Here is a 22125-nt window from a genome sequence, read left to right as displayed (position 1 = left end):
AACAGGCCCGGCTCCGCTGACTTCAAAGTACTACAAGTGAAGTTCGAATGAGGCATGAAGCGCCCTCAGAGCTTGAACCATATCTTCTTTTTTCACAAGTACCCAAATCGTTGTATTGGAATCTGCAGATTGCAGGATCTGAATATCCGCCAGTGTCAAGGATTCCACGATCCGTGCCATAATGCCTGGCACTCCGTTGATCCCTCCGCCGATGACGGAAACTTTGGCACAGCCGGAAAGACTTTGCGGTTTAAGACCAATCTCCTGCAATACCTGAATGGCTTTCTCGGAATCACTATCAAAAACGGTATAGACAACTCCCAGGGGGGTAACATTAATAAAATCGACGCTAATCGAATTTTCAGCCATCGTTTTGAACACTTTCAGCTGCAAGCGATCTGCACCGCCCGGCACTTCTACCGTTATTTGCGTAACATTACTTACATAGGCAATCCCTGTTACATATCGGTCGACAATGCCTGTCTGCACATCCTGGAATCCTTCTGGATGCGTAACCAGCGTCCCTTCACTATCTGCAAAGGTAGACCGGACACGCACTGGAATCTGGGATTGCATGGCAATCTCGACTGCACGCGGGTGAATTACCTTGGCTCCTTGATGGGCCATATTACATATCTCGGCATAACTTACAACAGTCAAAGGACGAGCGTCCTCCACGATACGTGGATCTGCTGTCAATATCCCATTTACATCCGTGTATATGTCAACCATCTCAGCGTGTAATGCTGCACCAAGTGCTGTAGCTGACGTATCGCTTCCTCCACGACCAAGCGTTGTAAAGTCCCCGTTCTCGGTCTGCCCCTGGAATCCTGTGACAATGACAACACGCCCACTCTGAAGCTGCTCCAGCACACGAACAGGACGGACATCCAAAATTCGGGCATTCCCGAAATTGTCGTCCGTCACAAAACCTGCTTGTGCACCGGTCAGCACTGTAGTTGGAATGCCTTCATGTTCAAGTAGACTGCTCAAAGTCGTCGCAGATATAATTTCACCACAGCACAGCAGTAAATCCTTTTCGCGTGCAGATAGTGCATTTCCGTTCTGTGCAGCCCAGTCCAGTAACGTATCCGTAGCATAAGGCTCGCCGCGGCGGCCCATCGCTGACACAACGATAACCAGACTCAATCCTGCTTCAAGTTCACGTTTAACATGACGGAGCACATGCTCTCTCGCCTGAACGGTAGAGAGAGACGTACCTCCGAATTTCTGTACCATGATGCGCATCTTTATTCCTCCATTTGTGTACGCAAGAAGACTGGACACGGGTCAAATCAACAAATGGATCACCCTAGGGAGCGTTCCGATGCGATAATTTCAGCTATTTATACGGCATTTCATGCCGCTCCTCATCAAAGATTGTTGGAAACAATCCCGGATGAAGGCCGCGGTTGTTATCGAGATCATGACGCACACGTTCCCCGTGCACTGATCCCGCTTGCCTGACTTCATCATTGCAAGCAGGAATTCCCTTTTATGAAAGGAACGTGGACACAGGTAGCTGTTTATGCCAGCATAACGTCCCTCATGATTTTCTTTGTCTCTCGAACCATCTTCATTTCTTCAAGCGTATAACCGTTATCCCCGAAACTAAGTCTGTTCAGAACCCTGTCTGAAAACAAACAGATGTTACGGCGGACCCAATAAACATCAAGCCTGTGCAGAACGCTGCACAATCATTGGCTGCAACTGTTTGCCTTCAAGCGCACTCCAGCATGCCTCCGGAATCAGCTCCATTTTCGCCACTAACGAATTCGGTTTTTTCACCGGATCATCCTGCCCAAATGGCACAAAATACACATGTTTGGCCACCAGCAGTTTGGCGATGTTCGCCGCATTCAACCCGAGACCGTCATTGGTGGAAATGGCGAGTACAAGCGGACGCTGATTTCGCATCTGAGCTTTGGCTGCCATTAAAACCGGACTGTCCGTCATCGCGTTAGCCAGCTTGCTCGTCGTGTTCCCTGTGCATGGAGCAATGACGAGCACATCGAGCAGCTTGGAAGGACCTAACGGCTCTGCCTCAACAATTGTAGAAATGATATCATTCCCCGTTATATCTTTCAACTGTTTTTGCCAATTTTGCGCGGTCCCAAAGCGTGTATCCGTAGTCAGAACCGAGTTGGATATAATCGGGACAACATTGGCACCTTCGGCCACGAAGCGGCTAATCACCGGCATAACCTCTTCAAACGTACAATGAGAACCTGTAATTGCGTAACCTACCGTTTTTCCCTGCCAGTTCATTGTTCAACCTCCCGTGCGTTTTGTTCTTCCAAAAGCAAACGGATTAACACGTCGGCAATAATGCCGCCAGCCGTTTTGGGAGCAACAATGCCGGGGAGGCCAGGCGCAAGCAGCGCTTTGATACCGCGCTTTTCGGCATACCTGAAATCACAGCCGCCAGGAGCGGATGCGAGGTCGATAATGACTGCTTTTTGCGGCATTTTGGACAGGATTTGTGCTGTGATTATCATAGTCGGTATCGTATTAAAAAGCAAGTCAACTTCCCCGGTTTGAGCGGCCAAATCCGTTGTCATAAAAGGCTTCCAGCCCATTATGGCTGCTCGAGCAGCATCCTCTTCTTGCCTGATTCCCACCCGTACATTTGCCCCAAGTCCCTGAAGCGTTTTGGCCATTGTGAAACCTGTTCGACCCAAGCCAAGCACTATACATTCCGAGCCGTGGATCGTGAAGTCCGTCTCCCGAATCGCCATGGCAATAGCGCCTTCGGCTGTCGGAATGGAGTTGTAGAGCGCGATATCATCACGATCGAGCACTTCAACAAGTCGCAGACCATTTTCCCGGCACAAATCACGTAAAAAAGGCTTCGCCATACCCGTGAACACAATACAATGCTCCGGCAATGCCGCAACATGTTCCTTTTTCAAAAAAAGCGGTGTATCACTGAACGAAGTGCTTACTTTCCCCTCATCGTCACACCCAACTACAGGAAGCACCAGCACATCTGCCGAAGCAAGCACATCGTCCTCCAATTCCTGGTGTTCGATACCCGGAATGGAACGCTCCAGCTTATCGAAGCCAACCACACTTACCGTAGCATCCAGCTCTGCGCACTTTTGAATGACTTCAAGCTGCCGCGCATCTCCGCCCAGGACTATAATCCGGACACCGGTCAGCATCGGGACGTCACTCCTTTCACCACATGTATGCCTTATCGTATGCAGTGGCCCACAGGGGGGTGAAACAATAAAATTGAAGCAGGCAAAGAAACATTGGTTCTATCGTTCAAACAAAAGAAAAAGAGCCGCCCCCGTGGGGACGACTCTTCGAGAACATGCTCAGTAAATTAAACTGTGAAGCTCTTATTGCTGAAGATGCTCCTTATTTACAGTGTAGTTTCAGAACCTTTATTTTCCGGTGTGACCGAATCCGCCTTCTCCACGTACAGTTTCCGACAGTTCAGCGACCTCGGTTAATTCAACTGCTGGAACGGTTTGAAAGACGATTTGGGCAATGCGCTCCCCACGTACAATCGTGAATGGCTCCTGACCCAGATTAATCAAAAGGACCTTAACCTCACCGCGATAATCGGCATCAATGGTACCTGGTGTGTTCAGACAAGTAATTCCGTGTTTGAAAGCCAGACCGCTGCGAGGGCGAACCTGTGCCTCCAATCCAGCGGGCATCGCCATCGCGAGTCCCGTAGGAATCAACGTGCGCTGTCCCGGCTGCAATACAACCTCTTCCTGCAATGCCGCAACTACATCAAAGCCGGAGGCCAACTCTGACATTTTTTGAGGCAACTTAATATCTTCATTGCCCGGTAACTTTTGAATTTGAACGTAATGCAACAAAATCATCCCTTCTTAATCCAGCGATGGTACGATCCGAAGCACCGACCATAGCGAGAGCAAATGGCTCAGCAAACATCAGGTCCAGCACAGCATCGACATCGTCCATCGTCACTTCTTCAATTTTGGCAATCATTTCGTCCAGCGTGTGATGTCTGCCCAGCATCAGCTCGTTTTTGCCCAAACGGTTCATCCGGCTTCCCGTACTTTCCAAACTGAGGATCAGACTGCCTTTCAGCTGTTCTTTTCCTTTACGCAGCTCATCTTCAGACAACCCATTTACAGCCAGATCGTGTAGGACCTCTTTGGTCAGATCCAGAACTTCCTTCGTCTGTTTCGGCGCTGTACCTGCATAGATGGTGAAAAGTCCACTATCCGCATGGGAACTATGATACGAATAAACGGAATAAGCAAGGCCACGTTTCTCCCGAATTTCCTGGAACAGTCTGGAGCTCATACCTCCACCAATCGCATTATTCAGCACGACCATCGCGAACTGAAGCGGATCTCCGATCTTACATCCCGGGAACGAGATACAGATATGATTCTGTTCCGTTTTCTTTTTGTGAAAGAGTTGTCCGCTCTGGAATGCAGGCAGCGTGACCTGTTCAGCTACACCGTTGACATCAAAAGCACCAAAATGCTTTTCCATCAAATCGATCACACTGTCATCAATGTTACCTGCGATACTAATAACGGTATTCTCAATCGTGTAGTGCTCTTTCATATATGCACGCAAATGGCTGGAGTCCATCGCCTTGAGGCGCTCCTCGGTACCCAGAATCGGATAAGCGAGCGGATGCTCACCATAAGCGGCCAAGGCCATAAGATCATGGACCATGTCATCCGGCGTATCCTCATACATCGATATTTCTTCCAGAATGACATTTTTCTCCTTGAGCAGTTCACCATCATCCATTTTAGAGCGGAAAAACATATCAGACAGCACATCGACAGCTATTGGCAGATGTTCATCCAATACTTTGGCGTAATAACAAGTGTATTCTTTCGAAGTGAACGCATTCACGTTACCACCAATGGCATCGAATTGCTCCGCAATCGCCTTGGCATCATAACGATCCGTTCCCTTGAACAGCATGTGCTCAATAAAATGGGACACGCCGTTGTTTACAGGCTGCTCATTGCGAGAACCTGTCTTGACCCATATTCCAAATGACACGGAACGACAGGTCGGAATCTGTTCCATGACAACTCTGAGGCCATTGCCCAGCTGAATTTTTTTCACGGTTGGCCCTCCTACATCTCTATAATTGCCTGGATTTCAACGTCAAGTTGAAATCGACATTTGGTTCCAACTGTTTGATAGTAACAAAAAAACATCATTCACTCAACCGCTGAACCCTGCACCCGCTCCGATGACAACGTTTCGCTAACGGTTCCAAGCGTCAAACCCTTGGCCCCTATGGAATCAATCATTCCTTTTAAAGCTCCTGAAGAGGCAGCCGTGGGGTGCATCAGAATTAATGTACCGGCTTCTACGTTTTTGGCAATTTTGGCTACAACCGAATCAGAACTTGGTTTGCGCCAATCTACGGTATCCAATGTCCAAAGCACCGTTTGTAGTCCCATGCCGGAAGCAATGTCAACCGTCTGTTGATTAAAATCACCGGAAGGTGGAGCAAACCAGTGGTTCTCTACACCCAGCTTTTCTCTGAGCAGGTCCTGGGTTTTACTGATTTCCAGCTTCGCCCGCTCCTTACTCAACTGACTCATATTCGGATGTGAGTAAGCATGATTTGATAACTCATGTCCACGCTTTTGGATTTCCTTGGCCAGTTCCTCATTTTTGCTCAACCAGCTTCCATCCAGAAAAAAAGTAGCTTTAACTTTTTCGGCATCCAGCGTATCTAGCATCGGGATAATGAATTCATTGCCCCACGCAACATTAATCATGAAAGACACCATTGGTTTCTCTGCATTTCCCCGGTAAATCGGGTGTGCACCCAAATCCTTAAGCTGGATTTCAGGTACAGTCTGCCGATAGACATACGCTATCTTGGTATTCAGCGTTCCACCAAGTGCTTTGCGATACGTAGCTTCCACATCAATCTCTAGTCCGTTATACCCGGGTATTGCTTTCCAGACCCGATCCACTCTGGCATTTACCGGAGCGATTTTCGTTTCGGCCGCTTTATCCCGGATCGCCGACAACAGCTGCTCTTCTCCGGTTGCCTCTTTGAACATATCAAATGCATTTTGCGTGCCTGGTCCATCACGGATTTCCGTAATGTATGTACGTACACTGCCCACTTGTCCGATCAGTATGACAGCTGCCATACCCACCAGAACAGCCGCCAGCTTTTTGGATTGGTTTCCCACAGCTCCATCCTCCCGCCGTCTTTGTCCCCATCATATGAGGACAAGAGCAAGAATATGAATAAAACAAGCTGTTCATGTTAACTATCTTCAAAGCTGGATTCATTGGCTTTATCTGTAGTCAACCCATTATATATACGTATTTAAACGTTAAAAAAAGAGCCAGAAATTCACATTCTGTCTCTTCATTCAATCTATCTTTTCATAAAAAAGTTGGCACGCATTCTATGATTGAGCCGGAGCTTCAGCAGTTAATACGGCTTTGCGGGACAAGTTGATACGGCCTTGAGGGTCAATTTCCGTTACTTTTACCGTAATGGAATCACCAATGGCAACAACATCCTCCACTTTAGCAACACGCTCTGTAGACAATTGTGAGATGTGTACCAGACCTTCTTTGTTCGGCAGCACCTCAACGAAAGCACCAAACTTCTCAACACGTTTTACTTTACCTACATAGATCTCGCCGACCAGTACTTCACGCACAATGCCCTCGATGATCGATTTGGCTTTATCATTCATCTCTTGGTTTGAAGAGGCGATAAAGACACGTCCATCCTGTTCAATATCAATTTTAACACCGGTTTCCTCGATGATTTTGTTGATAATTTTACCACCTGCACCGATAACATCACGGATTTTGTCCGGATTGATATGCATGGTTGTAATTTTAGGCGCATATTGTGACAACTGCTCACGTGGAGTTTTCATCACTTCGGTCATTTTGCTCAAGATGTGCATACGACCTTCTTTGGCTTGAGCCAATGCTTCGGACAAAATTTGACGATCAATACCATCAATTTTGATGTCCATTTGAATAGCTGTTACACCATCAGGTGTTCCTGCTACTTTGAAGTCCATGTCACCGAGGTGATCTTCCATACCTTGAATATCGCTCAGGATGGATACATGATCTCCGTCTTTAATCAGACCCATAGCTACACCAGCTACTGGAGCTTTAATTGGTACACCTGCATCCATCATAGCCAATGTGCTGGCACAGATACTTGCCTGGGAAGTTGAACCGTTCGATTCCAATACTTCGGATACCAGACGAATCGTGTATGGGAAGTCTGTTTCGGAAGGAATTACTTTGGAAAGAGCACGCTCACCCAGAGCACCATGTCCGATTTCGCGACGACCTGGAGCACGCAATGGACGAGCTTCACCTACGCTGAACGGTGGGAAGTTGTAGTGATGCATGAAACGTTTCGTTTCTTCAAGACTGATTCCGTCCAAAATCTGAACATCACCCAGTGCACCAAGAGTACAAACGCTGAGCGCCTGTGTTTGTCCACGAGTGAACAGACCTGAACCGTGAGTACGTGGCAGCAGGGAAGTATCACATTCAATTGGACGGATCTCAGCGAGTCCACGTCCATCCGGACGAACTTTATCATGTGTGATAAGACGACGCACTTCTTCTTTAACGATATCGTGCAGCACTTCTTTCACATCTTTGAGCAGTTCTGGAGTCTCAATATACTTCTCTTCGAAGTGAGCAACGGTTTCGTCATTCACGGCATCGATTGCATCCTGACGCGCATGTTTCTCAGCAATTTTAACCGCTTCAACCAGACGAGCACTGGCGAACTCACGTACACTGCTGTTCACTTCAGCATTAACGGCATGCAATTTCACAGCCATTTTTTCTTTACCAGCCACTTGTACGAGTTGTTCAATGACTGCAACAATGTTCTTGATCTCGTCATGTCCGAACATGATTGCTTCAAGCATGATTTCTTCCGGAACTTCGTTCGCTTCCGCTTCAACCATCATGATGGCATCTTTGGTTCCTGCAACAACCAGTTCAATCTCACTTACCTCAAGCTGTGCAATCGTTGGGTTAATGATGAACTCACCATTAATACGTCCAACTTTCACGCCACCAATCGGTCCGCTAAATGGAACATCCGAAATGCTCAGTGCAGCCGATGTACCGATCATGGCAGCAATTTGCGGTTCGCAGTCCTGATCCACACTCATAACGATATTAAGTACTTGTACATCATTCCGGAAACCTTCCGGGAACAAAGGACGGATTGGACGGTCTGTCAAACGGCTCGAAAGAATTGCTTTCTCACTTGGTCTGCCTTCACGTTTAATAAATCCACCTGGGATTTTACCTACGGCATACAATCTTTCTTCATAGTTTACCGTTAATGGGAAAAAGTCCAGATCTTTAGGCTCACTTGATGCTGTCACGGTACACAATACAACGGTATCCCCGTACGTTACCTTAACGGCAGCATTAGCCTGCTTGGCCAAACGCCCTGTTTCAAGCGTAAGCGTTCTTCCACCAAGCTGCATTTCAACACGCTGTTCCATGAAATCCCTCCTTTTATTCGTTCCTAACACAATGGATTCTGCATTTTCACAGTATTTCCTGCTTGTCCTGTATTCATTAACTCCACAGCAACATGCTCACTTGCAAAACAAAAGCTCCTTGCGGAGCCATCAGCTACAAATATATGGCAACATGTTCATCTACAAAACAACCCGGCTGTAAGCTCCGCTTGTCCTTTTAGACAAAGGAATGACGGATAACAGCCAGGTTGATTTTGAAAACATGTACGATAATTAACGACGCAATCCGAGTTTTTCGATCAGTGCGCTGTAACGTTTAACATCTTTGTTTTTCACGTAAGCCAAAAGCTTACGACGTTGACCTACCATTTTCAAAAGTCCACGACGTGAGTGGTGGTCTTTCTTATGCGTACGCAAGTGGTCTGTCAAACTTCTGATGTTTTCCGTAAGGATAGCAACTTGCACCTCAGGTGATCCAGTATCGGACTCATGAGTTTTGTGCTCGTCGATCAGTTGTTGTTTACGTTCTTGAGTCAATGCCATCCTATTCACCTCCTTCATTATAATCGCCATTAGCCTCGTCACCGCCGGTGAGAGCAAGTAACCAAGCCAAGGTTATTGTTGTCTCAATCGACAACGTAGTACATTATATCATAGTTGCCCAGACAAAGTAAATGTAAACATGTATTTTGTCCTGAGCCTTAGGTTAACAGGCGGGCGGCGGTTAATGCATCTTCACGAATCTGACTGATCAAAGCATCAATAGAGTCAAATTTTCGCTCTGCACGAATGTAGTGAACGAGATCAACCTTTAATTCCTGGTCATATATCTGCCCATCAAAATCAAGCAAGTGCACCTCAAACGTAGGTTTCATCCCGTTTTCGTGAAAGGTAGGTTTCACACCAAGGTTCATAACGCCACGCAGTTCCTGCTCCCCATACTGCACACGAACAGCGTAAACGCCTTTCGCTGGCGTAACATAATGATCCGTAAGTTCAAGGTTAGCGGTAGGAAAACCAATGGTCCGCCCACGTTTCTCTCCATGAATTACAATTCCCCTGATGCTGTAAGGTCGGCCGAGCCATTGGCTGGCTTCGTCCATTTCTCCACGTTTCAATAGGCCACGAATGAGAGAACTGCTTACCTTCTCACCATTTAACAGGAATGGAGGTACAGTTTCCACCGTCATTTCGCCTTCTCCCAATGTGCGAAGAAGCTGCTCATCCCCTGCTCCCTTGTGACCGAAGCGGAAGTCAAAACCAACGACCGCTGTTCGAGTCTGAAGCGGAAGCAGCAGATCATGTGCAAACTGCTGCGGCGTCAATTTTGAGAACTCCTCATTGAATTCAACCACATAAAGTACGTCTACACCCATCCCTGCCAGGATGTCTTCTTTATCTCTCAAGGGAGTTAGATAACCCTCGTAATCCCCTTTGCGCATAACTTCCTTCGGATGAGGATGAAAGGTCATCACCGCTGCCTGCATGCCCGTTTCGCGTGCAATGCGGACAGCTGACAAAATGACACTTGCATGTCCGAGATGCAGCCCGTCAAATTGACCGATCGCAAGCACTTGGGGATGTGTGCCCTGAACAGCCGATTGTAACGTCTGCGGATAGGTTAGCATTACGGTTTTCACAATCATTCACCTGCATTTCACTTGATAGGCCAGGCTTGAGTACCACCACTCAAACCAGAAACCTCTTTATTCCGGTAAAAAGACTTTAACAGCTCTCACCGTTGCTTTCAATTCATCCCGCTCAAATATCCCCAGAAACGTTCCATCCTGATCATATAACCGCAGTAGACCAGGTTGCTCTGCAGGCGGTTCGAGCAAACGCGCCGACAATTTCTGGCCCTGAAGTGCTCCTTTGGCTTGATCCGCACCCACCGTATGTGCCGGAATGGACGAAATGGCTTCATCAACCGGAATCAACACTTCGGCTAATGTTCCATCAGTCATACGTTGTTCCACTTCTTCAAAATGAAGGCAATGATCAGCAGAAATCCCTGCCGATATCGTGCGCTCCAGGTGTAGCATAGTAGACGGATATCCCAATTTTTTGCCGATATCCACGCATAACGTTCGAATATATGTCCCTTTGGAACATAAAGCGCGGAACGATATATCCGTAGTGTCGCCTTGATTTTCAATTCCTGTCAATTCGAGCTCATAGATCGTAACTTCACGGCTCTTGCGCTCTACCGTCTTGCCTTCACGAGCAAGCTCGTAGAGGCGTTTCCCATCCACTTTGACCGCAGAATACATAGGCGGAACCTGTGAGATAGTGCCTACGAATTGCTCAAGCACCTGCTGAACCTGTTCCTCTGTCACTTCAACGGCCTTCTCCGACCGCTCAATAACCTCACCCGTCATATCCTCCGTGTCTGTAGACAGACCCAGACGTAGCGTTGCCAGGTATTCCTTGGGAAGCTCCTGCATGTACTCCACCACACGGGTTGCCCGTCCAAGACAGAGCGGAAGTACGCCAGTAACTTGCGGGTCCAATGTACCGGTATGACCAATACGTTTCATTTTGAGAATGCGACGCATTTTGGCCACAACATCATGAGAAGTAAATCCCGCTGGTTTGTACACCGGAAGTATACCTTCGAATGGTTTTACCATTGAGTATTCACCTGCTTCAGCACGAGTGTGACGATATCTTCCAACTTGCCTTCTACGCGACATCCAGCTGCGAGAACATGTCCGCCTCCACCAAAGTTCTGTGCAAGCGCGGCCACATCAACCTTGCCAGCAGACCGAAGAGATACTTTCACCGCATTGTCATTGATCACTTTAAAAAAGATGCCCACTTCCACACCTTGAATGTTACGCGGGTAATTGACTACCCCTTCAAGATCTTCATTGGCCGCTCCACAAGCGATCATATCTTCTGGTGTAATGACTACCCAAGCAATCCTGCCATCGTCAGTCATTTGCAGACTTGAAAGTGCCTGATTCAATATACGGACTTGGGGAAGAGTAACCTGTTCAAGCAAAATCTGTGCAAGATAAGGTCCGTCCACACCATGTTCAAGCAATTTGGATGCGGTGGTCATCACATTAGGACTCGTATTGGCATAGCGGAATCCACCTGTGTCTGTTAGCAACCCCGTATAGACTGCTGTAGCCACATCCTTATTCCATTTCACTGGGAAAAGGTTGAGGAAATCAAATAGAATTTCAGCTGTTGCTGCGGCATCTGGCTTAATGATGTTTACTGTACCATACGCGTCATTGGTTGGATGATGATCAATATTTAAAATGACAGCATCTTCTGCGAAATAATGTCGAGTCAGGCCTACTCTGGAAAAGTCTGCACAATCCACACAGATTATCGCTTTATATTTCCGTTCCGGTGGTTGTTCGGTCATGTTCACAATCTTGCCAGCTTCCCACAAAAAATTCATGCGCTGTGGAATTTCACCTTCATTAATCATCGTGAATGTCTTGCCCAGACATGACAGCAGCCAGCCCACCGTTACCGTCGAGCTGACTGCGTCACCGTCCGGCTGTACATGCGACACGACCAGGTAATCATCATGCTCCAGCAGAAATTGCTTTCCGTCCTGAAGCGCCTGTTCATAAGTGTGCATTGCCGTCTCCTTTATGCTGTTACTCGGATTCGTTCTTGTCGGTACCGATATCACCAAGCAGCTTCTCAATTCGGCTGCCATATGCAATAGATTCGTCAATCTTGAATATCAACTCGGGAACATGTCGAAAACGGATACGCTTGCCCAGTTCCGAACGCAAAAATCCATTTGCTTTTGCCAACGCTTTAAGCGAGTTATCCTTTTGTTCCTGTTCACCGAAGACACTCAGATAAACCTTGGCTTGCGACAAGTCGCCTGTAACTTCGACTCCCGTTACGGTAATAAAGCCGATACGAGGATCTTTCAGTTCAGACTGGATGAGCAGACTTAATTCTTTCTTAATCTGCTCGCCCACTCTACCTGTACGAATCTTAGCCATTGTTGTTCACCTCATGCTTCCTTGCTTATCGTTGTACTGTCTCCATAATGAAGGCTTCGATAACGTCGCCTTCTTTGAGATCATTGTATTTATCCAGCGTGATACCACACTCATAGCCTTGAGCTACTTCTTTGGCATCATCTTTGTAACGTTTCAGGGAATCCAGCTTGCCTTCGTAAAGGACGATTCCATCACGAATCAGGCGTGCTTCCGCGGAACGCGTAATTTTACCAGAGGTAACCATACATCCAGCAATGGTGCCGACTTTACTGATGGAGAACGTGCTACGAACTTCAGCATGACCGATTACTTTTTCTTTGTAAATCGGATCAAGCATACCTTTCATCGCTTGTTCAATTTCTTCGATAACGCTGTAGATCACGCGATGCAGACGAATGTCTACTTGCTCTTGATCTGCCGTCGCTTTCGCCTGATTATCAGGACGAACGTTGAAACCAATCACGATGGCATTGGATGCTGCAGCCAAAATGATGTCGGACTCTGTGATCGCACCAGCGCCGCTATGAATGATTTTCACGCGTACACCTTCAACTTCGATCTTCGCAAGGGAACCTTTCAATGCTTCAACCGAACCTTGTACGTCACCTTTGATGATAACGTTCAGGTCTTTGATTTCACCGTCTTTGATGTGTTGGAACAAATCGTCCAATGTCACACGTGTGTTTGTACCCAGATCGGATTCACGTTGTGTAATGGCACGTTTGTCGGCGATAGAACGCGCTTTACGCTCATCCTCGAACACCATGAATGGATCTCCCGCACCTGGAACTTCAGTCAGACCGGTAATTTCTACAGGTGTTGAAGGTCCAGCTTCTTTTAAACGGCGACCTTTGTCATTCACCATCGCACGTACGCGACCGAAACAGTTACCTGCAACAAAAGCATCTCCGACTTTCAGTGTACCGTGCTGTACAAGAATACGGGCAACTGGGCCACGTCCTTTATCCAGCTCGGCTTCGATCACTGTACCACGGGCACGTTTGTCCGGGTTCGCTTTGTACTCGTTCACTTCTGCAACGAGCAGGATCATTTCAAGCAGACCTTCCAGACCAATTCTTTGTTTCGCCGAAACGTTAACAAAGATGGTGTCGCCGCCCCACTCTTCCGGAACGAGTTCATAGTTAGTCAATTCTTGTTTTACTTTATCTGCATCTGCACCCGGCTTATCAATTTTGTTGACAGCTACGATAATTGGCAGTCCAGCCGCTTTGGCATGGTTAATCGCCTCAACGGTTTGTGGCATAACACCATCATCTGCAGCTACAACAATAATGGTAATATCCGTAACCTGTGCTCCACGTGCACGCATAGCAGTAAACGCTTCGTGACCCGGTGTATCCAGGAACGTAATTTTTTTGTTGTTAATTTCAACTTGATAAGCACCGATATGCTGCGTGATACCGCCTGCTTCTCCGCCCGTTACATTCGTTGAACGAATCGCATCAAGCAATGTTGTTTTACCATGGTCAACGTGACCCATGATCGTAACTACCGGTGGACGAGATTGCAAATCTGCAGGATCATCATTCTCTTCCAGAGTTTCGAAGCGGTCATCTTCAAGGACAATTTTCACTTCAACCTCAACACCGAACTCTCCAGCAAGCAGCAGGATTGTTTCGATATCAAGCTCTTGGTTAATCGTTGCCATAACACCCATTGCGATGAGTTTTTTGATAACTTCGGAAGCATCTTTATGAAGCAGCTTCGCTGTTTCACCAACAGTCATATCACCACGTACGATGATTTTCTTAGGTGTGTTATCGATTTTCTCACGTTGTTGATACTGTTGTTGATTTCTGTTGCGATTGTTCTTGCCACCACGATTACCGCGGAAGTTGCCGCCACGGTTGTCGTCATAACGACGTCCACCGCCACCGCTGTTCGAACGATTGCCGCTATTGTTGTTATTGCCGGAATTACCTTGACCGCCTCTGCGTTGGCCTTGTCCTGAGCTCTGTCCTTGGCCACCAGTACGGTTGCCGCCAGTGCCCGTGTTGCCACCGCTGTTCGGTCCTGCGCTTCTTGTTTGACCGCCACCAGTGTTCGATGGACGTTGACCCGTACTTTGAGGACGGGATGCTGTACTGCTTTGTCCACCTTGAGCTGGTCTTGGACGATTACTGGATTGTCCTCCTTGGCTTGAGCCTTGGGAAGAGTTTGTTCTGTTGCGGCTGTCTTGGCCGCTAGGTCTTTGGGAGCCATTGTTATTGTTGGAATTTGGTCTATTGTTCATACCTACCTGCTTTTCCTGTTGTATTTTTGTTTGTACGGGACTACCGGATGGTTTGCTGCTATTCGGCGTGTTCACTCCGCCGGCCGGCTTGTTGCTGTCCACTGTTTTGTCACTGCGCACTGACGAAGTAGCAACGGATTTTGCTTCGTTGCTTTGTTTGGAAGCGGCAGTGGATTTTATATCTTTAAAAAATTGTTCCACCTTACCGACTGAACCATTCTCCATGACACTCATATGATTGTTTACGGGAATATCCAGCTTTTTAAGAATGGTTATAATTTCTTTACTACTCATATTAAGGGACTTCGCATATTCATAAACTCGCAATTTATCCTTGTTTTCCTGTTTACTCAATATACTCCACCTCCGACATTATACCGACTTGCTTGGAGATCATTTTTGCAAACCCTCGATCCGTTACTGCAAGAACAACCCGCGTTTCTTTACCGATACTTGAGCCCAGACTATCCCGGTCAAATCCGATCACCAGTGGAACGTTATATGTCCCACATTTGTCGCGAAATTTCTTTTGTGTATTGGCCGAGGCGTCACCCGCAACAATAACCATTTTAGCTTCGGAAGAACGGATCGCTTTAAGTACAATTTCTTCACCTGTTACAAGTTTGCCTGCACGCATGGAGAGTCCCAGATAAGACAATGTTTTATTATTCATCATGTTCACGCTCCTGCGCTGCGATGAATTCGTCCTCTACCGCAACGAAATCAGCTGCCAATTGCTCATAAATTTCCGGTGAGACTTTGCCTTTTAGCGCCCGATCCAAAGACCGGTTTTTGAGTGCAAGCTTAAAACAGGACTCTTTGCCGCATAAATAAGCACCACGTCCGGATTTTTTGCCAGTCAAATCGATCAGCACTTCATCCTCTGGCGTTTTAACGATACGGATCAGCTGCTTTTTGGGCATCATTTCCTGACACGCCACACATTTGCGCAGCGGTACTTTTTTTGTTTTCATACGTTAGCGCCCCCCGTGCTTTACTTTAGTCGACGGAGACGGAATCTTGGTGCATTTCCGAAGAAGAATCTTTCTCTCTGCCGAATTCCTGTTCCGCCTGGCTCTCGCTCTTAATGTCGATTTTCCAGCCGGTCAGTTTGGCTGCCAATCGGGCATTTTGGCCTTTGATCCCAATGGCGAGGGACAGCTGATAGTCAGGAACAATAACCCGAGCCATCTTTTCTTCCTCGAATACTTGAACTTCCAATACTTTGGAAGGACTAAGTGCATTAGCCACATATTCGTCTACCTGGTCGGAGAAACGAACGATGTCAATTTTTTCACCGCGCAGCTCACCCACAATGGTCTGCACGCGCATTCCCTTCGGACCTACACATGATCCAACCGGATCAACTTCCTCATTGCGGGAATGAACAGCAATCTTGGAGCGGAAGCCCGCTTCACGGGCGACGGAGCGAATCTCGACCACACCGTCAAAAATTTCAGGTACTTCCAGTTCAAAGAGACGTTTCAACAAACCCGGATGGGTACGGGACAAAATGATTTGCGGCCCTTTGGTCGTATTCTCGACCTTGGTGATGTACGCTTTAATACGGTCACCATGAACAAACTTCTCGTTCGGCATCAATTCGGTCAGCGGTAAGGCCGCTTCGATTTTGCCCAGATCGATGTAGATATTGCGCAAATCCTGACGCTGCACCACTCCCGTAACGATATCTTCTTCCTTATCAACGAAAGCGTTGTAGATCAGGCCGCGTTCGGCTTCACGAATCCGCTGGGTCACTACCTGTTTGGCAGTCTGTGCGGCGATACGTCCGAAATCACGCGGCGTAACTTCAATCTCCGCAATATCTTCCAGCTGGAAGTGTGGGTTGATCTCTCGTGCAGCAGGCAATGAAATTTCGGTACGTGAATCCAGAACTTCTTCTACGATCAATTTGCGGGCGTATACCCGGATAACACCCGTATTACGGTTCATGTCAACACGCACATTCTGGGCGGTGTTGAAATTACGCTTGTAGCTGGAGATGAGTGCTGCCTCGATCGCTTCAAACAGCACATCCTTGCTGATCCCTTTTTCCCGCTCCAATTCATTCATTGCTTCAATAAAATCCATACTCATGAATGTTGATCCCCCTTTCAAACATGGCATCTCATACGTAAAACGGCGAAAGGCTCTAAACTCATGAGCACCTTGCCGTTATCGTGAGATGTGTCTTTTTTCATTAATAAGTGAACAAGGCACTTAAAACAGAATGGCCAGGCGCGCACTCGCAACCTTGTCATAAAGAATGGCATGCTGTTTCTTGCCTGCTTCGATCACAAGTTCCCCGTTATCAAAGGAAAGCAGCTTGCCTTCAAATTCCTTTATACCATTTACCGGCTCGTAGGTTGTAACAAATACATTTTTGCCTACGGATTTGGCAACGTCCTCCGGTTTCTTCAGTGGACGCTCCGCACCGGGAGAAGACACTTCAAGGAAATAGATGGTTGGAATCGGATCGTTCTCATCCAGCTTGGCGCTTAGCTTTTCGCTGATCAAGACACAATCGTCGATGTCGATGCCACCCTCTTTGTCGACATACACCCGTAAAAACCAGTTGCTGCCTTCTTTGACGTATTCGATGTCAACCAGCTCGAAGCCTTGTTCGTTCAAGTAGGGTTGGATCATTTCTTCCACGGTAGATTTAATGTTCGTTGTGCTCAAAACCGATAACCTCCAACTTAGGTTACACCAGCAAATATGGACTGGCAATTTCTTCATTACCCAAGATTCTTGTATACCAAAGACTAAAGAGTGGGTTTCCCCACTCTTTAGAAATTCGTACTATCTCGTTCACTTCAAAAATTATAACATAGTCTGGTAATAGTGACAAGTAAGCGATCACTCTGTCATTTTAACCACTAATGAAGAAAAATTTACGTAATCACATCACAGACCATAATTAGATACGCAAAATGCCATTTTAGAACAAGGATAATTGATTGCTTTCCGGCAAACCACGGAAGCATCCCATACCCGTTAGCAGCTCAACAATTGTTTTACTTGCTTTGGACTTCTGCTGGAAATCTTCAATCGACAGAAACTCTCCATGCTCTCTTGCCGCAGCGATATTGCGTGCAGCATTATCCCCGATTCCGCCCAATGCCGAGAACGGAGGAATAAGTGAATTTCCGTCAACGATAAACTTCGTCGCTTCCGAACGATACAGATCAATCGGTTTGAGCGAGAATCCGCGAGCTGCCATTTCCAATGCCATCTCAAGGACAGGCAGCATGTTCTTCTCTTTTGGCGGTGCCTGGAAACCTAATTGTTCAATCTCTACAATCTTCCGATAGATGGGCTCATAGCCCTGACATACCAGTTCAATGTCAAACTCATCCGCACGAACTGTGAAGTATGTCGCATAGTATTCAATGGGGTGATACAGCTTAAAGAAAGCTGTACGCACTGCCGAGATAACGTAAGCGGCCGCGTGGGCCTTCGGAAACATGTACTGGATTTTAAGACAGGAATCAATGTACCATTGCGGCACCTTGCAATTTTTCATCTCATCAATCCATTCTTGCGGCAAACCACGTCCCTTACGCACACTCTCCGTAATTTTAAAGGCAAGACTCGCGTCCATGCCCGCCTTATAGATCAGGAACAACATGATATCATCCCGGCAACCAATCACCGTTTTGATGTTACATGTTCCATTTTTGATTAGATCTTGTGCGTTACCAAGCCATACCCCCGTACCATGAGACAATCCGGAGATCTGGAGTAGATCGGCAAAAGAGGAAGGCTGGGATTCGACAAGCATCTGACGTACAAACTTCGTCCCCATCTCCGGTACACCAAAAGTGGCAACTGGTGAACGAATCTGCTCTGGTGTAACACCCAGTGCCTCCGTCGAGTTGAACATGCTCATGACCTTAGGATCATTCATCGGAATAGTTGTAGGATCGACACCCGTCAAATCCTGCAGCATCCGCATCATGGTTGGATCATCGTGCCCCAGAATATCGAGTTTTAGCAAGTTCTCTTCGAAGGCGTGGTAGTCAAAGTGTGTGGTTTTCCACTCCGCATTAACATCATCCGCCGGGAATTGAACAGGCGTTACATCTTCCACTTCAATGTAATCCGGTACAACGACAATACCACCGGGATGCTGTCCTGTGCTACGTTTTACCCCGGTACAACCGGAAGCCAAACGGTTCAGCTCAGCGCCGCGCCATTTCTTATGATGTTCTTCCTCGTATTTCTTGGCAAAACCAAACGCCGTTTTCTCAGCGACTGTACCAATTGTGCCCGCACGGAACACACTCTTTTCGCTGAAAAGCACCTTGGTATAGTTATGGGCATGCGGTTGATAATCACCTGAGAAGTTCAAGTCAATATCGGGAACCTTGTCCCCTTTAAAACCAAGGAAAGTCTCAAACGGAATATCCTGTCCTTCGCCTTTTAATCGGCCTCCACAATTAGGGCATTCTTTCTCAGGAAGGTCAAATCCACTTGGCACACTGCCGTCGAGGAACCACTCACTGTGTTTACACTCCGGATTCACACAAATATAGTGTGCTGGCAATGGATTAACCTCGGAAATCCCCAGGAAAGTAGCAACTACAGACGAACCAACCGATCCCCGGGAGCCGACAAGGTAGCCGTCTTGATTCGATTTTTTAACCAAACGTTCCGAGATCAGATAGTTGGCAGAGAAACCGTATTTGATGATTGGATTCAATTCTTTCTCCAGTCGTGCCACAATGACTTCCGGTAGTTCCTCACCATAAATTGATTTGGCGGTATTATAGCAGGTATTACGAATTTCATCGTCTGCACCTTCCAGAATCGGAGTAAACAGCTTGTCCGGGAACAGCTTGATTTCCTCGAATCGATCCGCCAATTCAACCGTATTCGTAACGACGACTTCGTAGGCTTTATCTTGGCCCAGGTACTGGAACTCTTCCAGCATTTCATCCGTCGTTCTTAGGTGAGCATCCGGTTTACGTTGATCCTTGAGCGGGCTGAAGCCTGTAATTCCGTGAATGGTGATATCCCGATATAGCTTGTCGCGCGGCTCCAGATAATGCACGTTACCTGTGGCTATGACTGGTTTCCCCAATTTTTGACCAATATCGACTACTTTACGAACCGCGAGCTTCAATTCCTCTGGTGTAGCCACCAGCCCTTTGTCCACCAAATGCATGTACATGGTGAGAGGCTGGATTTCCAAAATGTCATAGAAATGCGCGATCTCTTCCGCCTCTTCAAGTGATTTGTTCAGCACTGCCTCGAAAAACTCACCTTTTTCACAACCGGATAAAATAATGAGACCTTCACGCAAATTGATCAGCTTCGATTTTGGAATACATGGAACCCGCTTGAAATGCTCCGTATGAGAAAGAGATACCAGTTTATAAAGGTTCTTTTTGCCGACATCATTCAAAGCATAGATTCCGCAATGGAATGGACGCGTATTCGAGAGATCAACTCCGACATAATCGTTAAGCCGATCAAGCATGGTCAAGCCTTTCATCTGGGCAGCATCATTAACCAATCCATTCAGTATTCCTGCGAGCGCAATCGTATCATCAATCGCCCGGTGATGACTTTCCAGTGCTACTTTATATTTATCTGCCAGCGTATTCAGACGGTGATTCTTCATTTTTGGATATAGGAGTCGTGCAAGTTCCAACGTATCCAGAACGGGATTCGGAAGCTCAGGCATGCCAAGCTTTTTCAATGAAGCCTGAATAAAGCCCATATCGAATCTTGCATTATGCGCAACCAATACGCCATCTCCGGCAAACTCTACAAAATCACGAATAACCGGTTCTAGCTCAGGTGCATCCTTCACCATTTCATCGTTAATGTTAGTCAGCTGCTGAATGTTGTATGGGATGCGCTCATGTGGATTTACAAACGTAGCAAAGCGGTCAATTTCTTTACCGTCCACTACCTTCACTGCCGCAATCTCGATGATTTTGTTCTGGGTTACAGACAAACCTGTGGTCTCAATATCAAACACGATATAGGTCGCTGATTTGAGTTCCAACGGCTGTGGTGCCATAACTACAGCAACCGAATCGTTTACCACATTGGCCTCAAGGCCGTAGATCATTTTAATTCCGTTTTTCTTGGCCGCTTTGGACGCCTCCGGATACACCTGCACACCGCCATGATCACTTACGGCGATTGCCTTGTGTCCCCATTCCGCTGCAGTTTTCACGTATTTGTCGATTGAAGTTACGGCATCCATTGTACTCATGGTAGAGTGGAGATGGAACTCAACCCGTTTCTCAGCTGCATTATCCTTACGGGATGGCGGTGCCTTTACTTCCATCAAATCTGAAGGAATCATGGCCAGTTCTGGAATTTGCATAAACCGGTCGTATTCTACACGGCCACGGACTTTTACCCATTTTCCATTAGCCAGCAAGCTGAGGATTTTGACATCCTCTTTTGTTTTGGCAAACATCTTCATTTGCATGGAATCTGTGAAATCCGTCAGATAAAAAGTAAACAAGGTATTCCCGTTCCGCAATTCCTTGCGATCCAGACCGAAGATTGTTCCCTGCAACGTAACCTTTTTCTCTTCATCTTGAATTTCCTGCATAGGTACAGCCGGTTCCTTGATCTCATATCCCATTTGTAAGCGAACATCGCCTTGTTCTTCCTCTTCAGGCATTTCCGAGTCGACTTCACTCATCATCTGCTCAATAACTTGAAGCTCCTCTTCCCGCTTCTTGAGCTGAAATTGTTCCATCGCCTCTTTATTGCTTTCAACCTCACCAACCAACAATTTGACCCGTAAAGGCAGTTGAAAATATTTATCATAAAAAGTAGTTATAGCCTGGTCAATCTGCTTCTTCTTCGCAAGCTCCATCGACATGGCATCACTCATGGTCAATTGCAGCAGATCTGCTTCACATTCAAACTTGGTACGATTCATCCAACCATTAACAGATGGGATCTCCCGTGTAACCCATTCAAGGAACAGGTTCCAATATTCACTGACAATATCACCAATCGCGACCTGCTCACTATATTTGAATCCAAACGTAATCTTGGAAATATGATTCATTTTCTCCTGGATATGCAAGCAAAAAGTACGATAGATTGGAGCAGGTACCAAGGTATCCTTCGCAATCACAATAGTCCAGTCGCGGTTGCTACGGCTTGTCTCCACCCGTTCAATCCATCCATCCAAAAAGTAGGGCTCCATCAGGCCAGCCGGAAGCTCCGTCTGTTTCATCAACAACTCAAACCGTTTTCTCTTCTCCTCGAATCCACTCATCGTGTTCCTCCTTGTACCCCCTTAAAACAGGAAAAGCCTCTGCATTCAAAAATGTCCCCGATCCGAACCCGCACCGACTCATTTTATCCGACAGAAGCTCTCCATTCCTTACCCTTACGGTGAATAAGTGCTGTTAGTCAATTCTTCCTG

18 protein-coding genes are annotated in these 22125 nt (G+C 46.9%); all 18 read right to left on the bottom strand.

What is annotated here, in order from left to right; translation table 11 throughout:
* Positions 1-30: 30 nt before the first annotated feature.
* The 18 genes from dapG to BMY78_RS07245 all read right to left on the bottom strand — a co-directional run bounded on the left by dapG (position 31) and on the right by BMY78_RS07245 (position 21975).
* Entirely contained in the window at positions 31-1248 is a 1218-nt protein-coding gene (gene dapG, locus BMY78_RS07330) for an aspartate kinase (protein WP_063566369.1), read from the bottom strand.
* 423 nt (positions 1249-1671) lie between these two features.
* On the bottom strand, positions 1672-2268 hold the full coding sequence (locus tag BMY78_RS07325; protein WP_090896042.1) for a dipicolinate synthase subunit B: 597 nt from the start codon (positions 2266-2268) through the stop codon (positions 1672-1674).
* Entirely contained in the window at positions 2265-3164 is a 900-nt protein-coding gene (dpsA, locus tag BMY78_RS07320) for a dipicolinate synthase subunit DpsA (RefSeq protein WP_090896038.1), read from the bottom strand. The genes BMY78_RS07325 and dpsA overlap by 4 nt, the downstream gene beginning before the upstream one ends.
* Positions 3165-3392: 228 nt before the next feature.
* Positions 3393-3839 (bottom strand): dUTP diphosphatase, encoded by a 447-nt coding sequence (gene dut, locus BMY78_RS07315; RefSeq protein WP_170867769.1) that lies wholly within the window; start codon positions 3837-3839, stop codon positions 3393-3395.
* Positions 3799-5082, bottom strand: coding sequence for a M16 family metallopeptidase (locus BMY78_RS07310; RefSeq protein WP_090896036.1), 1284 nt, complete (start codon positions 5080-5082; stop codon positions 3799-3801). Before BMY78_RS07310 ends, dut begins: the two co-directional genes overlap by 41 nt.
* 98 nt (positions 5083-5180) lie before the next feature.
* Positions 5181-6176, bottom strand: a complete 996-nt coding sequence (locus tag BMY78_RS07305; RefSeq protein WP_256221979.1) for a polysaccharide deacetylase family protein — start codon at positions 6174-6176, stop codon at positions 5181-5183.
* A gap of 222 nt (positions 6177-6398) precedes the next feature.
* Positions 6399-8501, bottom strand: coding sequence for a polyribonucleotide nucleotidyltransferase (pnp, locus tag BMY78_RS07300; RefSeq protein WP_090896032.1), 2103 nt, complete (start codon positions 8499-8501; stop codon positions 6399-6401).
* Between the two features lie 252 nt (positions 8502-8753).
* The gene (gene rpsO / locus BMY78_RS07295; RefSeq protein ID WP_056700672.1) at positions 8754-9023 is read right to left on the bottom strand and encodes a 30S ribosomal protein S15; all 270 of its coding nucleotides are present in this window, start codon (positions 9021-9023) and stop codon (positions 8754-8756) included.
* Between the two features lie 158 nt (positions 9024-9181).
* Positions 9182-10126 (bottom strand): bifunctional riboflavin kinase/FAD synthetase, encoded by a 945-nt coding sequence (locus tag BMY78_RS07290; RefSeq protein ID WP_177185673.1) that lies wholly within the window; start codon positions 10124-10126, stop codon positions 9182-9184.
* A gap of 60 nt (positions 10127-10186) precedes the next feature.
* Positions 10187-11110 carry a tRNA pseudouridine(55) synthase TruB gene (truB, locus tag BMY78_RS07285; protein WP_090896029.1) on the bottom strand — a complete coding sequence of 308 codons (924 nt, stop codon included), beginning with the start codon at positions 11108-11110 and terminating at the stop codon, positions 10187-10189.
* On the bottom strand, positions 11104-12081 hold the full coding sequence (locus tag BMY78_RS07280) for a DHH family phosphoesterase (protein WP_090896026.1): 978 nt from the start codon (positions 12079-12081) through the stop codon (positions 11104-11106). Before BMY78_RS07280 ends, truB begins: the two co-directional genes overlap by 7 nt.
* Positions 12082-12100: 19 nt before the next feature.
* On the bottom strand, positions 12101-12460 hold the full coding sequence (rbfA, locus tag BMY78_RS07275; RefSeq protein WP_062326091.1) for a 30S ribosome-binding factor RbfA: 360 nt from the start codon (positions 12458-12460) through the stop codon (positions 12101-12103).
* Between the two features lie 25 nt (positions 12461-12485).
* Positions 12486-15068, bottom strand: coding sequence for a translation initiation factor IF-2 (gene infB, locus BMY78_RS07270; protein ID WP_090896024.1), 2583 nt, complete (start codon positions 15066-15068; stop codon positions 12486-12488).
* Positions 15061-15390, bottom strand: a complete 330-nt coding sequence (locus tag BMY78_RS07265) for a YlxQ family RNA-binding protein (protein WP_090896021.1) — start codon at positions 15388-15390, stop codon at positions 15061-15063. Before BMY78_RS07265 ends, infB begins: the two co-directional genes overlap by 8 nt.
* On the bottom strand, positions 15380-15688 hold the full coding sequence (gene rnpM / locus BMY78_RS07260) for an RNase P modulator RnpM (RefSeq protein WP_053783828.1): 309 nt from the start codon (positions 15686-15688) through the stop codon (positions 15380-15382). Before rnpM ends, BMY78_RS07265 begins: the two co-directional genes overlap by 11 nt.
* A gap of 25 nt (positions 15689-15713) precedes the next feature.
* Entirely contained in the window at positions 15714-16811 is a 1098-nt protein-coding gene (nusA, locus tag BMY78_RS07255; protein WP_062326087.1) for a transcription termination factor NusA, read from the bottom strand.
* A gap of 123 nt (positions 16812-16934) precedes the next feature.
* Positions 16935-17396: a ribosome maturation factor RimP gene (rimP, locus tag BMY78_RS07250; protein ID WP_024630253.1), complete on the bottom strand. Its 462-nt coding sequence runs from the start codon at positions 17394-17396 to the stop codon at positions 16935-16937.
* Between the two features lie 259 nt (positions 17397-17655).
* Positions 17656-21975 carry a PolC-type DNA polymerase III gene (locus BMY78_RS07245; RefSeq protein ID WP_090896019.1) on the bottom strand — a complete coding sequence of 1440 codons (4320 nt, stop codon included), beginning with the start codon at positions 21973-21975 and terminating at the stop codon, positions 17656-17658.
* Positions 21976-22125: the final 150 nt, after the last annotated feature.

This window comes from Paenibacillus sp. OK076 (assembly GCF_900110055.1).
Taxonomy (GTDB): Bacteria; Bacillota; Bacilli; order Paenibacillales; family Paenibacillaceae; genus Paenibacillus.
Note: the sequence above shows the minus strand (reverse complement) of the source record. Positions and strands in the feature narration are given on the sequence as shown.